Raw genomic sequence first — 14,605 nt, forward strand, 5'->3', positions numbered from 1 at the left:
AGTGTGTTATGGGGGCGGACTAAGTAGTTAGCTCGCTGTTAGCACTCGATAGCCGTTTCTGCCGTCTTGTTTGACCATATAAAGAGCTTGATCTGCGAACTGGAACAAGCTTGTCAGATGCTCATAGGATGTAATTTGTTTTGATGTTGCTCCGGCACTCACCGTGATGAATGGGTGGGTTGGTGAGTATGCGTGTTCAAGTGCCATTTCACTGATCGCCTCAACCAGTTTCTGCAGATAAACATCTAGGTCGAGTTCTATGTCGCTGGCTAGGATGACGCAAAACTCTTCGCCTCCATAACGGCATACTAAGTGCTCATACGGCGATTCGACATCACGTAATGCCTCTGCGACATGTCGTAAGGTACGATCACCGGCCACATGCCCATAGTTGTCGTTGTACTGTTTAAAGTGATCGACATCGATCAGAATGACGCCTATCTGGTTATAACCCAGTTCTTCAATGAAATGACGGGCTGTTTCGTAAAGGTGCCTACGATTGGCGATACCTGTCAGAGGGTCAACAGTGGACTGTTTTTTGAGGATTTCACGCTTTTCGTCAAGCTCAGTAATTAAATTATTGATATCACGAGCGAAGCTCTTCATTTCTTTAGAAACGAACGTGGCCTCGTTTGGCAGCATGTCACCGGATTTTTGAAACTGACGAAGCGTTTTTTGTGCCTGCTCCAGAGGTTTGATTAACTTCGAGACCACTGTCAGGTTAAGAACAAACATCACCAGTGCAAAACAAGCCAATACGCTCGCTTCTGACAATGTTAGGAAAGCAGGCAATTTCTCGTTGTGGGTAATTTCAATCGCAACGTTATCGTTATCAAGGAAATCATCGCGATAAATGACCGAGACATTGTTTGGCAAAACACCATGTACTGAATCATGTTCACTTAATGGATGGACGTTAATATCCACTCCCGTTGCAGCTTCGATTTCTGCAATAAAGTCATTGCGAATTTTACGAATAAACACGATATAGCCAAACTCACAGGATTTGCCGTCACTGAGACAAATTCGCGCAGATGCGACCATGTAGGGCTCGCTTCGATATACCGCATATTTGATGTGCGAAGAGACTTTAGTAGTTGAGGCATTGATCGATTGCTCAAGAAGTTTGTTCACGACTTCTGGATCATTCAGAGCGATAAACTGCGTTGAACGAACTTGGCCTTCTTTATACAAAGCGCTCCACTTTACGTTTAGCTGCGTATCGAAAATGATCATACCGTTAACCAGCTTGGACTCGAACGCATGGGGGCCAATGCTGTCTTTGATAAAAGCATCGGTGGGCTGCTGAACAAATTGCGCCAGTGTAGTCCAAGCGGCGTAATCTTCTAAAGATGCTCTCAGTTCAAGCTCTTCCATTTTCAGGACAGTTTGCACACGTTCGATTTCAAACTGTTGTCTTTTCTTCGACGCCTCTACCGCAAGTTCATGGCTCCATAGTGCCTTAAACGAAAAGTAAAACGTTAGAAATAAGATGACAACAGAGATAGAAACCAGAATGGTGAGCTGTTTGAGGCTGAAGTGTTTTAACTTATACACTAATAACGGACTACCTGAACAATGAGTAACTGAGCAAAATTGCATCGCTATTGTAGAGATCATTTTCGACCTGAGCCAGTAATTAACGTGCTAGATCGCTGCCATATGGAGGAAGATCTTGTGTTTAAAACAAAAAAATTCCTCAAATAATCCAAAAGTGTTACATGTGACCACTTTAATATTTTGTCATAATTTAAATTATTGTTTATATTTCCGTGCCACATAATTACTACAAAAGTTTACCCACATGACTGCTAGCCAAACTTCGTCGGAACGTGAAACCCTACTTGATACCAACGAACAGTTAGTATCAACCACAGATTTAAAAGGTGTCATTACCTACAGTAACGATGCCTTTTGCCGTATTGCTGAATTCACTCAGGAAGAACTTCTGGGACAGAACCACAATATTGTTCGCCATAACGGAATGCCAAAGGCGGCATTTGCAGATATGTGGACCAATCTGAAGCAAGGTAAGGCTTGGCGTGGGATTGTGAAAAACCGAACGAAGTCGGGCGGATATTATTGGGTAGATGCGTATGTGACACCGATTTACGAACGAGGAGAAATGACGGGCTATCAATCTGTTCGTGTGAAACCAAAGCGTGAATGGGTCACCATTGCAGATGCTGCTTACAAATCACTGCTTAAAGCTGAAAAGTCTGGCCGGACATGGTCACTACAGATCAGTGATTCACTTCGTTATGCGATTTTACTGGGTTCCTTGTCTGCGCCAGTGCTGGCTAACATGATGGATTTGGAAGGAACGGCAAGTTGGATCTCAAGTTTGTTACCATTGTCTGTTGTCGCTCTTCTGTTCAGACAAGAATTGATTGATACACCAAAGCAACTTAAGAAGCTGCAATCTAAGTACGACAGTGTCAGTCGCCTAATCTATTCTGGCAATACTAAATTTTCTGTTGCTGATTTCCATATCAAGCTTCTTTCAGCGCGTATTCGCACAGTCTTGGGCCGTATGACGGATTCAGCTAAGCCGCTGCAAGATCTGTCTGATGGTTTAAGCGCAACGACTTTGCAGGTAACTCAAGCACTTGAGCAGCAAACCAAGGATATTCGCCAAGTTCGTGAAGCTACCGAAGAAGTGGAAGCCTCCGCTAACGAAGTGTCCACCAGTACGCATGAAGCGCATGAGCTGATTGATGTGACGCTCAAAACCTGTCTGCTTGCGAAAGATACCATCGATCAGACTCATGTGAATTTAGAGCAACTCAGCGTTCAGGCTGAGAAAGCGACTAACACTACTTACCAACTGAGTGAGCAGGCGCAAAACGTCAGTCAGATGATGGAAGAAATTGGTGGGATCGCAGAACAAACCAACTTGCTTGCTTTAAACGCTGCGATTGAGGCTGCTCGTGCTGGCGAACAGGGCCGTGGTTTTGCTGTTGTTGCGGATGAGGTTCGTGCACTGTCGGGCAGAACGTCGAATGCAACAGTACAAATTAAAGACAGTATTGAAACCATGTTAAAGACGATTGAAGGCTGGCAACGCGACATCATTGCTAACCGCGAACAAACAGACGCATGTGGTGAAGTGGCAGAAGAAAGCGCGAAACGTTTATCTGAAGTCGAAACCATGATGCAATCGATGAACGATTTGATGACTACGGTTGAAGATGCAGCGACTAAACAGCGCCAGCTTTCCGGTGATGTGAACCTGCACATTCAGTCAATTGCCTCAGCCGCTGAGCAAAACCTTGCGGCGACCCATTCCGTTAATCAGCACTCGCAAGAGTTACGCAATCAGGTCAACGAGTTTTATCAGTTAGCTCAGCGATTTGAAGAAAAATAACACTAGGCCCTGCAAACGCGGGGCCTTTTCCTTTTGCACCCTGATGTTATAAATTCAGCTTCAAACAGCGGTTTTCCTCTTCAACTCGCACTAACGCGTTATTCCCGCATATCTCCGTCTCTTAGCCGTTAATTTCCTCACCATTGTCATTCATAAAGCATAATGTCTGCGTGTTATGTCGATAGACTTTACCTATACCCATTCTGCACATACGTTTCATTAACGACATGTGTGATAAGCCAATGCATTGATAAGGATACTCTCTATGCCGTTATTGACAGGTACACTGACTCACTTTTCAAATCCGAAGTCCGACCCTACGTTGGAGTATTCGAATGCTCAGCGAGAAATTTTGAGCGTTGCAGCTTCAAAACAAGCGATTGCGGATATTTCACAGTGGCCAGGATATAAAGAAACGCCTCTTCACGCGTTTACAAGCATAGCGGCGAAGGTTGGAATCGCGCAGCTCTGGTATAAGGACGAATCTCAACGTTTTGGATTAAAGAGTTTTAAAGCCTTGGGCGGTGCTTACGCCGTGGCACGTCAGCTCCAAATAGAGATCTTCAATCGGTTCGGCAAGAGTCCAACAATCACCGAACTGCTCGATGGAAAATGGAGATCAGAAGTAGCCGAAATAGTTGTTAGCTGTGCAACAGACGGAAACCATGGGCGCTCAGTAGCTTGGGGCGCACAGATGTTTGGCTGCGGTTGCGTCATCTACATCCACCGAGATGTATCCGAAGGGCGCAAAACTGCGATGGAAGCTTTTGGCGCCGAAGTCATTCGTATTTCGGGTAACTATGATGAGTCGGTAAGAACTGCAGATAGTGAAGCCAAAGCTCACAATCGTGTGATTGTGTCTGATACCTCTTATGAAGGCTATATGGATATTCCTAAAGATGTAGCACTTGGTTACACCGCCATGTTGGCTGAAATTGTTGAACAACTCGATGGCACAATTCCAAGTCACGTTTTCGTGCAAGGAGGAGTAGGTGGACTGGCTTCAGCCGTGTGTGGTTACTTCTGGGATCTTTGGGGAGAAAAGCGACCACGATTTGTCATTGTCGAGCCTGAACAAGCCAACTGCTTGCAGAAAAGTGCGAAAGCGGGAGAGCCCGTTGTCGTTGAAGGTGACCTTGATACACTCATGGCGGGACTAGCGTGTGGGGAAGTTTCTACGTTAGCTTGGGAAATACTAAAGAACGGTGCTGATGATTTTATGACGCTCAGTGAAGAAGCTGTTCCACAAGCAATGAGACTGCTTGCTGGTGGATATCAATCCGATACTGCGGTTGAAGCTGGGGAGTCTGCTGTTCCGGGTTTAGCTGCGGCCATTATCGCTTCTGAAGATGCGGACTTTTCGCAAGCACTTAGGCTAAATAGTGAAAGCAGAGTATTGGTGATTGGTACAGAAGGAGCAACGGATCCTGATCTTTACTACCAAATCATAAACGAATAACAACAAAGAAAAGCTCAAGAGAAGTGTTCGGCGTGTAATGTGAGGTTACACGCCGTTTTTTATTCGTTAGAAATCTCGATGGGAATTGTCATGCCAGTCTTGACGTTGTCCATCACGACATTGGTCTGGAAGCTTTTGATATTGGCATTATCGAAAAAGGCTTCGCGAGTGAAATTGTCATAGCCTTCCATATCTGCCGCGGTCACGATCAAGATAAAATCGGAACTGCCCGTCACGTAGTAACACTGCTGAACAGAACGATTTGCCGTCATTTCTTTCTTGAAGTTATGCATTAAGTCGACACGCTCACGCTCCAGAGTAACTTGCACGACAAACGTCATTGCTTGTCCTACCGCCTTGGGATTGATGATAGAAACATCGGCTTGGATGACACCCTGTTCACGCATTTTTTTTAGCCTACGTTGAACCGCTGCAGGGGAGAGGCCGACTTGCTCTGCAATGTTGTCTGATGTCACTCGGTTTGATTCCTGAACGATATTTAAAATCTTTCGGTCAAAGCTATCGACTGTAAGTTCTGCTTGTTGTGGCATCTCAGATCTTCCTGATTGTCATGTGTAATTGAATTGTTAAATAACTCTGTGTTCTGTGACCTACGTAAAGGTATTTTTCTATCGAATTGAACCATATCCAATGGAGAACAAAAAACTAATATAACTCAATAAAAATGCGGAATAACTGCACAATGATATGGATTTTTGATGAAATTCATTAAAGTGCTCGAGGCATTATTGATCTTGTGAACAGAATGTAAAGTCATTATTGATTGGCTTGTAGGTAATGTAGATACAAGTTTTTAACAATGATTGAGCTTGATAATGATTCCCGAGAGAAAGGATTGTCATGAAATCTGAAACCATCGCTCCCCAATTTGAACTAGATCAGCTTGCGTCAGCCGGGCGTGTTGGGGTTATTACTCTGGCAACGGATTTCAATATTGAGCGGGATCTGAAACAGTTTTATCCGGTGGACGTGGAGTCGTTTACCGGGAGGGTTAGAAACTATAACCCTTTAACTATGGATAATTTGCGTAAAATGGAGCCGGGAATTAGCGCATGTGCCGATTCCATTCTTCCAGGGACTGACCTTGATGTGATCATTTATGCTTGCACATCGGGCACTATCGCTATCGGATCGGAGCGCATTACCGAGTTAGTTCATCAAACAAGGCCCGGAACACCCGTCACTAACCCTGTGATTTCGGCTTTAGCAGCATTTAAGAGTCTCAATGCTAAGCGTATTTCCATTCTTACTCCCTATACCGATTCGGTGAACAAGGAAGTGGCTGATTTTTTCTTATCTCAAGGTCTTGAAGTGATGAACATCGCTGGATTCGGCTTTGAAGACGACACCGCGATGAGTTTTATTTCACCTGAAGATATTCGCCGTGCTGCAAGTCAAGTGTGTGACCCTGACGCTGACTTACTGTTCATCTCCTGTACTGCTCTTAGAACAGGCAGCGTCATTGAGTGTATTGAAGAAGACCTGAACAAACCCGTCTTAACCAGCAATCAGGTTTTGGCTTGGCATTCGCTTAAGCTGATGCGTTATTCCCGACCTGTTAATGGTTATGGGGTGCTGCTTAAACAACACCTTACTAGCAGTTCCAACCCGGATATAGCCTAACGTAACCCCTAATTCATGTGATTTACGGAGTAAAAAGTATGTCATCAACTTTCTCGATTAATCCTGAACAGCTGCCAAACACGCTCATAGAAAGTATGACGGAGTGGCGCCAGCATCTACACCGCTTTCCAGAGTGCGGTTTTGATGTTGATCTTACCGCCAACTTTATTGCTGAGAAATTGGAAGAATTTGGTATCGAAGTGGTACGTCACATCGGAAAAACTGGCTTAGTTGGGGTTCTTCATAGTGGTAAACAAGGCAAAAGCATCGGCCTGCGTGCTGATATGGATGCGTTGCACATTCATGAACAAAACACTTTTGACCACTGCTCGCAACATGATGGAAAGATGCATGCGTGTGGCCATGATGGACATTCTGCAATGTTGTTAGGCGCCGCGTGCTATTTGGCAGAGAACAGAACATTTGACGGAACCGTTTATTTTATTTTTCAACCAGATGAAGAACATGGATGCGGGGCTCAGGCCATGATCGATGATGGTCTTTTTGAACGATTCAATATAGATGAAGTGTATGGCATTCATAACTTTCCAGGACTCACTGAAGGTGAGCTCATGGTTAAATCTGGTTCGCTGATGGCCAGTGAAAGCAGTTTTGAAATCACGATTAATGGGGTCGGTGGCCACGCGGCGTTGCCTCATCAGGGTGTCGATCCTCTTGTGATAGGTGCGCAGGTTGTTCTTGGGCTACAGACGATCGTGTCTCGAAACCTCAGCGCCATCTATGACACAGCTGTGGTATCGGCGACTGAATTTATTACTGACGGCACCGTCAATGTAATCCCAACCCAAGTCACTATCAAAGGGGACTGCCGCTGTTTTACGGAAGAAACGCTCACACGTATTGAACAAAGCATGAAAAGGATCGTAGCCGGTATTTGCCAATCAGCAGGAGCAAGTTATCAGTTCGAGTTCATCAACACATTCTATCCAACCATTAATAGCGAAGCGCAGACTCAATATGCAGTAGAAGCGGCAAAACAAGTGCTAGGTGGTGGACACGTTAATGATGCTTGCGATCCACTGACTATCTCAGAGGACTTTTCCAGCATGCTTCGCGTTAAGCCGGGTTGTTATGTCTTGCTAGGCAACGGCGTAGATTCCGTCGGGGGATGCGCTTTACATAACCCGGAATACGATTTTAACGACCGGATATTGAAGCTTGGCGCAAGCTATTGGATTCAACTGGTTAACAACAGATTAGGCCTTGGCCAATAAACAGGAACTGTATGGCTGATTTTGCAATGCGGTATCTGTAAACGAAGTCATCATTGCCGATCGTTAAACGGCACCAAGCGTTTAGCGTGACATTAGAACGGAAAAAGGAAAGACAGGATGAAACGATTAAGCGTAGCCTTGCTGAGTTTAGGGGTGGTTTTGAGTGCTCATGCCGAAACATGGAAGTTTGCTTCAGAAGAAGACAAGACTGACGTTCAGGATATTTATGCACAAAAATTTGCTGAAGTGATCAAAAAAGAGTCCGATGGTGATATTCGTGTTCGAATCTATTATTACGGCCAACTGGGTACCGAAAACGACATTGTTGAACTGGCAGCAAAAGGCACTATTCAGTTTGTATCCGTGGGGGCAGGCCATCTAGGTTCGTATGTACCTGAAGTTCAGGCGGTAAGCTTACCTTACGTGCTTGGTACCGACGAGGAAGTGACGCACAAAGTGCTGACTGAAAGCCCGACTATTTACAATGAGCTTGCGCCCAAATTCGAAAGTGTGAATCTTAAGCTACTTTCCATGATGTCTGAAGGCGAGATGGTATGGGGAGGTAACAAGCCAATCCGTACACCAGAAGATTTCGCTGATCAAAAAATCCGCACCTTTACCTCAACAATCCCAGTAGAAACCTACAAAGCGTTTGGTGCGACACCGACACCTCTGTCTTGGGGAGAGGTGTATGGATCTCTGCAACTGAAAACAATCGACAGCATGGTGAACCCTATCTACTTCATCTACAACGCGAAATGGCATGAAGTACAGGACTACTTAATGTTCCCGGGTCAGCAACCTTACGTCAGTACCGTTTCAACAAACAGCAAGTGGTACAACGGGCTCTCTAAAGAGAAACAAGCGATGGTGAATAAGGCAATCAAAGCGGCGGATAAAGCAGCTTATGATTACCAAATCAAAATCAACAAAGAGAATATGGAAAAGATTCTTAAAGAGCGACCAAACATGCAAGTGGTTGTGCTTAATGACCAAGAACGCGAACGCTTCAAGATACTCAGTGAACAATTACACGACACCTATTTTGACGTGGTCGCTAATGCCTATCCAGCCGACCAGCAAAGTGAAGCGCGTGCAAGTGCCAAAGTCATCCTTGAGAACATTTTGGATGAAGTCAAAGTGGCGTCATCGCAGTAGAAGCGGTATCTCGAATGGAAACCAGCTATCCGTTGCAAGGAGTGACGGATAGCGCCTTTCCAGTCAGACAAGGTCTGTGTGGAAAGTTGCTGACTGAAGTATGGAGTTCAGCGTGTTATGAAAGACCTTTTACATAAGATAAGTGTGGTGACTGAAAAGCTGGAACGCTTTTTAATTATGACAGCCATCCTCGTGATGATGGCGAATTCGACGGCAAACGCCATTGGGCGGTATGCGTTCAACAAGAGTTTATTCTTTTCTGAAGAACTGAATCAATTCCTCATCGTGATCGTCACTTTTGTCGGCTTCGCTTACGCGGTTCGACAGGGACGTAACATACGAATGACGGCCGTTTACGACTCACTCAGTTTCCGCTCGCAGAAAATCCTGACGACCATTATTGCGCTGCTTACGTCGGCACTCATGTTTTATCTTGCCTACCATTCGTTGCTCTATGTTGAAGAGCTCAAATCTATTAACCGCTTGAGTCCGGCACTACAGTTTCCCGTTTATTGGGTCTACGCCATCATCCCGATTGGATTTTCCATCGCTGGGCTTCAATACAGTATGAGTTTCGTTATGAATCTTTTGCACAAAGAGATTTACGTGTCATTCGATGTGACTGAAAACAAAAACAATGAAGTAGGTGAGTTGTCATGAATGAGATTGCTCAGTTTCTATCAGATGTGATTGCCGGTGAGCTCGATATATACGTGATCACATTTACTTTAGTGACCGTTATGGTGGTGCTGCTGTTTTTGAGCTTCCCGATGATAGTGCCTTTGGCGGTTGGTGCTCTTATTGGCTTGATTCATTTTTCTCAAGTCGAGCCTGGAGTACTCATACAGCAAATGGTGACCGGAATATCACCAAACGCGCTAATTGCGGTGCCAATGTTCATACTTGCTGCGGATATCATGACACGCGGTCACACGGCTTATAACTTACTGGGCCTTATTCAGGCGTTTGTTGGTCATTTACGTGGCGGCTTGCCCATTACTACATGCATCAGTTGTACCTTATTTGGTTCAGTTTCAGGTTCGACTCAGGCAACGGTGGTATCGGTAGGGCAGATTATGCGACCGAAGTTACTCCAAGCGGGGTACAAAGATAGCTTTGTCATGGCGCTCATCATCAACGCCAGTGACATTGCTTTTCTGATTCCACCCAGTATCGGTTTGATTCTTTACGGTACGTTGGCGAATGCCAGTGTTGGAGAATTGTTTATCGCGGGTATCGGCCCGGGGCTTGTGCTGGCAGGCTTGTTCTCACTGTATAGCTATGCCTACAGTGTGAAGCGTAGTGATAGTCTAACGTTGGTTGATAAAGCAAATGCCGCAGAACGTATTGAGGCGATTAAGAAGGCAATTCTGCCTTTGGGGTTCCCAGCTTTAATCATCGGTGGTATTTACTCTGGTATTGTTACTCCGACCGAAGCGGCTTCATTCGCTGTTTTATATGCGATCATCGTTGAATGTGTCTTTTACCGTAAGCTCGGCGTCAAAGACATTTGTGACGCTGCGTTAAATACCGGTTTGATCACTGCGGTAGTTTTTGTACTGGTTGGTGTTGGGCAGGCATTTTCGTGGTACATCTCGTTTGAGCAAATCCCTCAAGAGTTATTGGCTCCGCTTGATCTGGGAAGTGCTTCTCCAGAATACATTTTGTTTGTTATCGCGCTGACGTTTTTCATTGGCTGCATGTTTGTTGATTCGTTAGTCGTTCTACTGATTTTAACGCCTATCTTTATGCCTATTGTTGATGCCGCTGGAATTGACCCGATTCTTGTTGGTGTGATGGTGACGTTGCAAATGGCAATTGGATCAGCAACACCACCTTTTGGCTGCGATATCTTCACTGCTATTGCTATCTTTGAGCGGCCTTATATGGAAGTCATTCGCGGCACTCTGCCTTTCTTCATTATTTTGATTTTTATGTCTGCACTGCTGATCTTTTTTCCCGGCATTGCATTGCTGCCGAGAGATTTACTGTTCAGCTAATCCATTTGCATGGTACAGACAAACTAAGGATAGAACGTATGAATACGACTCAACTAGTCGCCCCGAATCGAGGTTTTGAGACCGTTGAATTTGAGCACCGTACGGTGGAATTACAAAAACGGATGCGAGCTCATAATATTGGAGCTGCATTTTTTACCACAGAACCTGAATTCCGTTATTTTAGCGGTTTTAAATCGCAGTTTTGGGAAAGCCCAACTCGACCTTGGTTCTTGGTAGTACCTGCCGTTGGTAAGCCGATTGCTGTTGTGCCCGAAATTGGTGTCGCTGGGTTCGAGAGTACTTGGATTGAAGATGTTCGCAGTTGGCCGTCGCCAAGGCCAGAAGATGATGGTGTTTCGCTGTTGGCTTCGACATTAAAGGAGGTCAGTAAAGGCATTCACAAAATTGGCAGCATGATTGGCCCAGAAACCCATCTACGTATGCCAGCAAATAACTATGCACTATTGCAACATTCCCTAAGCCAGTACCAATTCGTCGATGTGTCTTTGATCGTTCGCGATCTTCGCAGCATCAAATCAAAAGCTGAGATTGAAAAGATTCGCTTCGCCTGTCAGGTGACAGCGCAGGGGTTTGACTTTTTACGCAGCCGCTTATCGATTGGAATGACCGAACGAGAAGCGTGCAAGGCGATGCACCTTGAGATGTTACGCCTCGGCGCAGATGCTTGTCCGTATTTGATTTCAGCGTCAGGAAAGGGTGGTTATGACAACATCATTATGGGCCCTACAGATCGTGTTTTGGAACAAGGCGATGTATTGATCATTGATACTGGAGCCAACTTCGACGGCTATTTTAGTGACTTCGACAGAAACTATGCCTTTGGTTTTGCTCAGCCTGATACCGTCGCGGCTTATGAGGCTGTTTATCAGTCTACGGAAGCGGGTCTGATGAAAGCAGGGCCGGGCATTACAACTGGTGAAGTTTGGCATGCTATGTGGTCCGTGTTAGAAAACAATGGTGCTCTTGGCAATGATGTAGGAAGGATGGGGCATGGGTTAGGGATGCAGCTTACTGAATGGCCATCCAATGTACCCGAGGGGGATGTTGTACTCAAACCGGGTATGATTTTGACCCTAGAGCCGGGTATGGCGTTTGCCAAAAATAGAATGATGGTGCACGAAGAGAACATCGTTATTACTGAAAACGGCTGTGAAATGCTACATGAGAGAACATGGAAGACGCTTCCGGTGATTAGCTGATATTAAAGCCCAATCACTTGGGCTTTGAGTTGATCATTGCTGCTGAACGCTTTTATACAAATATCTCTGACAGGTGGGCTCGCTTATGCGTTTAAGGATCTGTGACATAACAGCGATGACGACAAAAGCAAATACCAGCCTTCCCCAAAATATCGTCACGAAGTCGGCACCAATCAACAATACGAGAATGGTGTCTTCAATCATGCTGTGAGCTAAGTTAAGCAGCATGACGGCGGTAAACACATCTCGTGCTGGTATGTGGCCTCGTTTGGCTTCGTTGATCAGCAGGCCGCCACCGAAAGAAATACCTAACGTAATACCGACTATGGTTAGGTTAGTCGCCTCTCTGCTGATACCTAGCACAGAAAGAACAGGCTTGAGTGCCATCGCCATTAACTTCTCCACACCTAGCAGCTTTAGCATCTTTAACGTAAATAGTAATACTGCAATGATGACAAGTATCGCTATCAAGTTTTCGACTTGCGACCATGCCCATTGAAGATAAGTTTGCTCTGGAAGTATTTCCGGATTCCAAACGATCTGGGCAGGCGTATTCAGCAAATCGCCGAACTGATAAATCTGGTGGAGAACCCACGCAAACAAGAGTCCACCCCCAACTCTGACCAACGTTGTCATGGCAATACTCACTCCGGCACGCTTCGCAATAGCTGCTTCAATCGGGATAGAGTGTGCGATGAGCATTAATGACCCCAAAATTGATACCTGAGCAACGGTGAGTTCGCTGTTGGTGCTCATAAAGATCAATAGACCCGCGTACATATTAGTAAGCAGAGTTGTCGCCCAAACTAAGCCCATTTCATCGGGTAAACCGACAAAATTCATCAAAGGACTCAGCCAATCGCTAAGCAATGCAACGCCTCCTAGCTCTTCAACAACTTTAATGACGATGATGATAGGAATCATCACTTTATACAGAGTCCAGGTGACATCGATTATTTCTTTAAAAAGGTCATGAAAGAAACTTTGTAACTTTTCCATGTTGAAATCCACACTGAATGATTCGATAGCAAGAATATTAATAAAAGCATGGGAAATATGGATGTGTGATTTATATGCTTCCTTTGCCTTATATTTCTTTATTGAGTTAATGTTGTGTTAAAGTTTCTTAAAAGTGCTCTCTGGAGAAATTATGGAAATTGACCGTTTAGACAGGAAGATTTTGTCGATACTGCAAAAGAATAATCGTATTCCGAATGTAGAGTTGGCGGAAGAAGTGGGGTTGTCGCCGCCAGCTTGTTTGAAGAGGGTAAAACGGCTTCGGGAAGACAACGTGATAACGGGTGATGTCTCTATCATCAATCCCGAGCTGGCCGGTAATAAGATGAACTTGATTGTTTCAGTCGAAATGGAGCGAGATAGACCTGATATATACAGCGTGTTTCGCCAATCGATAACAAAAGCCCCAGAAGTCACTCAATGTTATCAGATCACGGGAGGCTACGATTTTATGCTGGTGGTAAGCGTTCCAGATATCAAAGCGTATGAAAAGTTTATTGAACGCGTATTGCATCAAGATAAGAACATTCGTAAATTTCAGACTTCGGTTTCTACTCGCACAGTAAAGTTCAGTACTGAAGTGAATGTAGAAGAGATTCAATAAAAAACGCCCCGCTAGTGTAGCGGGGCGTTTTCATATCAAGGTTCAGTGATTAAGCTAAAAGCTCTTTCGCTGTGTTCACAACGTTTTCAGTTGTGAAACCAAACATTTTGAATAGCTCACCTGCTGGTGCAGATTCACCGAAGGTGGTCATACCGATGATACGACCGTCGAAACCAACGTACTTGTACCAGAAGTCAGCAATACCTGCTTCTACCGCGATACGTGCCGTCACGTCAGATGGCAGAACCGCTTCACGGTAAGCTGCATCTTGCTTATCGAATGCATCCGTTGATGGCATTGAAACAACACGTACTTGCTTGCCTTCAGCAGTCAGTTCAGCCGCAGCGTTTACTGCTAGCTCAACTTCAGAGCCTGTTGCGATAAGGATAAGCTCTGGCTTGCCTGCGCAATCTTTCAGGATGTAGCCACCCTTAGCAATGTTCGCGACTTGCTCAGCGTCACGCTCTTGCTGTGCAAGGTTCTGACGAGAGAAGATAAGTGAAGTCGGTGCATCTTTACGTTCGATAGCCAGTTTCCAAGCCACTGCTGATTCAACTTGGTCACATGGGCGCCATGTGCTCATGTTCGGCGTTAGACGTAGAGAAGCCATTTGCTCAACCGGTTGGTGAGTTGGGCCGTCTTCGCCAAGGCCGATAGAGTCGTGCGTGTAAACTTGGATGTTTTGCACTTTCATCAGAGCCGCCATACGCATTGCGTTACGCGCGTACTCCATGAACATTAGGAAAGTTGCGCCGTATGGTACGAAACCACCGTGCAGAGCAATACCGTTCATGATAGCCGTCATACCGAATTCACGTACACCGTAGTGGATGTAGTTACCCGACGCATCTTCAGCCGATACCGACTTAGAACCAGACCACATAGTTAGGTTAGAAGGTGC

Annotated in this window: 13 protein-coding genes; 9 read left to right on the forward strand and 4 right to left on the reverse strand. The window is 45.2% G+C overall.

Features of this window, described 5'->3' with window-relative positions:
* Nucleotides 1–27: 27 nt before the first annotated feature.
* Nucleotides 28–1,557 (reverse strand): diguanylate cyclase, encoded by a 1,530-nt coding sequence (locus F0265_RS12335; protein WP_171749113.1) that lies wholly within the window; start codon nt 1,555–1,557, stop codon nt 28–30.
* A 247-nt stretch (nt 1,558–1,804) separates the two neighbouring features.
* Here F0265_RS12335 and F0265_RS12340 point away from each other — a divergent pair, with 247 nt between their 5' ends.
* Both F0265_RS12340 and F0265_RS12345 read left to right on the forward strand, forming a co-directional pair.
* Complete coding sequence (locus F0265_RS12340; protein ID WP_171749114.1) at nt 1,805–3,367, forward strand: PAS domain-containing methyl-accepting chemotaxis protein; 1,563 nt, start codon at nt 1,805–1,807, stop codon at nt 3,365–3,367.
* Between the two features lie 265 nt (nt 3,368–3,632).
* Nucleotides 3,633–4,826: a diaminopropionate ammonia-lyase gene (locus F0265_RS12345; protein ID WP_171749115.1), complete on the forward strand. Its 1,194-nt coding sequence runs from the start codon at nt 3,633–3,635 to the stop codon at nt 4,824–4,826.
* 59 nt (nt 4,827–4,885) lie between these two features.
* Here F0265_RS12345 and F0265_RS12350 read toward each other — a convergent pair whose 3' ends face one another.
* Entirely contained in the window at nt 4,886–5,377 is a 492-nt protein-coding gene (locus F0265_RS12350; RefSeq protein ID WP_171749116.1) for an Lrp/AsnC family transcriptional regulator, read from the reverse strand.
* 310 nt (nt 5,378–5,687) lie between these two features.
* Between F0265_RS12350 and F0265_RS12355 the strand changes: the two genes are divergently transcribed.
* From F0265_RS12355 to F0265_RS12380, 6 genes are all read left to right on the forward strand, one after another.
* Nucleotides 5,688–6,470 carry an Asp/Glu racemase gene (locus F0265_RS12355; RefSeq protein ID WP_171749117.1) on the forward strand — a complete coding sequence of 261 codons (783 nt, stop codon included), beginning with the start codon at nt 5,688–5,690 and terminating at the stop codon, nt 6,468–6,470.
* Nucleotides 6,471–6,508: 38 nt separating this feature from the next.
* Complete coding sequence (locus tag F0265_RS12360; RefSeq protein WP_171749118.1) at nt 6,509–7,705, forward strand: M20 aminoacylase family protein; 1,197 nt, start codon at nt 6,509–6,511, stop codon at nt 7,703–7,705.
* Nucleotides 7,706–7,822: 117 nt separating this feature from the next.
* A complete protein-coding gene (gene dctP, locus F0265_RS12365; protein ID WP_171749119.1) occupies nt 7,823–8,863 on the forward strand; it encodes a TRAP transporter substrate-binding protein DctP in 1,041 nt (346 codons plus the stop codon).
* Nucleotides 8,864–8,980: 117 nt separating this feature from the next.
* A complete protein-coding gene (locus F0265_RS12370; protein ID WP_171749120.1) occupies nt 8,981–9,523 on the forward strand; it encodes a TRAP transporter small permease in 543 nt (180 codons plus the stop codon).
* Nucleotides 9,520–10,863, forward strand: coding sequence for a TRAP transporter large permease (locus F0265_RS12375; RefSeq protein WP_171749121.1), 1,344 nt, complete (start codon nt 9,520–9,522; stop codon nt 10,861–10,863). The genes F0265_RS12370 and F0265_RS12375 overlap by 4 nt, the downstream gene beginning before the upstream one ends.
* 38 nt (nt 10,864–10,901) lie before the next feature.
* Nucleotides 10,902–12,083 carry a Xaa-Pro peptidase family protein gene (locus tag F0265_RS12380; RefSeq protein ID WP_171749122.1) on the forward strand — a complete coding sequence of 394 codons (1,182 nt, stop codon included), beginning with the start codon at nt 10,902–10,904 and terminating at the stop codon, nt 12,081–12,083.
* A 33-nt stretch (nt 12,084–12,116) separates the two neighbouring features.
* Here the strand turns inward: F0265_RS12380 and F0265_RS12385 are convergent, their stop codons facing one another.
* On the reverse strand, nt 12,117–13,082 hold the full coding sequence (locus tag F0265_RS12385) for a hypothetical protein (protein WP_171749123.1): 966 nt from the start codon (nt 13,080–13,082) through the stop codon (nt 12,117–12,119).
* A 151-nt stretch (nt 13,083–13,233) separates the two neighbouring features.
* On the opposite strand from F0265_RS12385, the gene F0265_RS12390 reads away from it, so the two are divergent.
* Nucleotides 13,234–13,704, forward strand: a complete 471-nt coding sequence (locus F0265_RS12390) for an Lrp/AsnC family transcriptional regulator (protein WP_021455917.1) — start codon at nt 13,234–13,236, stop codon at nt 13,702–13,704.
* A 49-nt stretch (nt 13,705–13,753) separates the two neighbouring features.
* On the opposite strand, the gene F0265_RS12395 is transcribed toward F0265_RS12390, so the two are convergent.
* A partial coding sequence (locus F0265_RS12395) for a transketolase family protein (protein WP_301338227.1) occupies nt 13,754–14,605 on the reverse strand: 852 nt, incomplete at its 5' end.

Source organism: Vibrio sp. RE88 (genome assembly GCF_013113835.1).
Classification (GTDB): Bacteria; Pseudomonadota; Gammaproteobacteria; order Enterobacterales; family Vibrionaceae; genus Vibrio.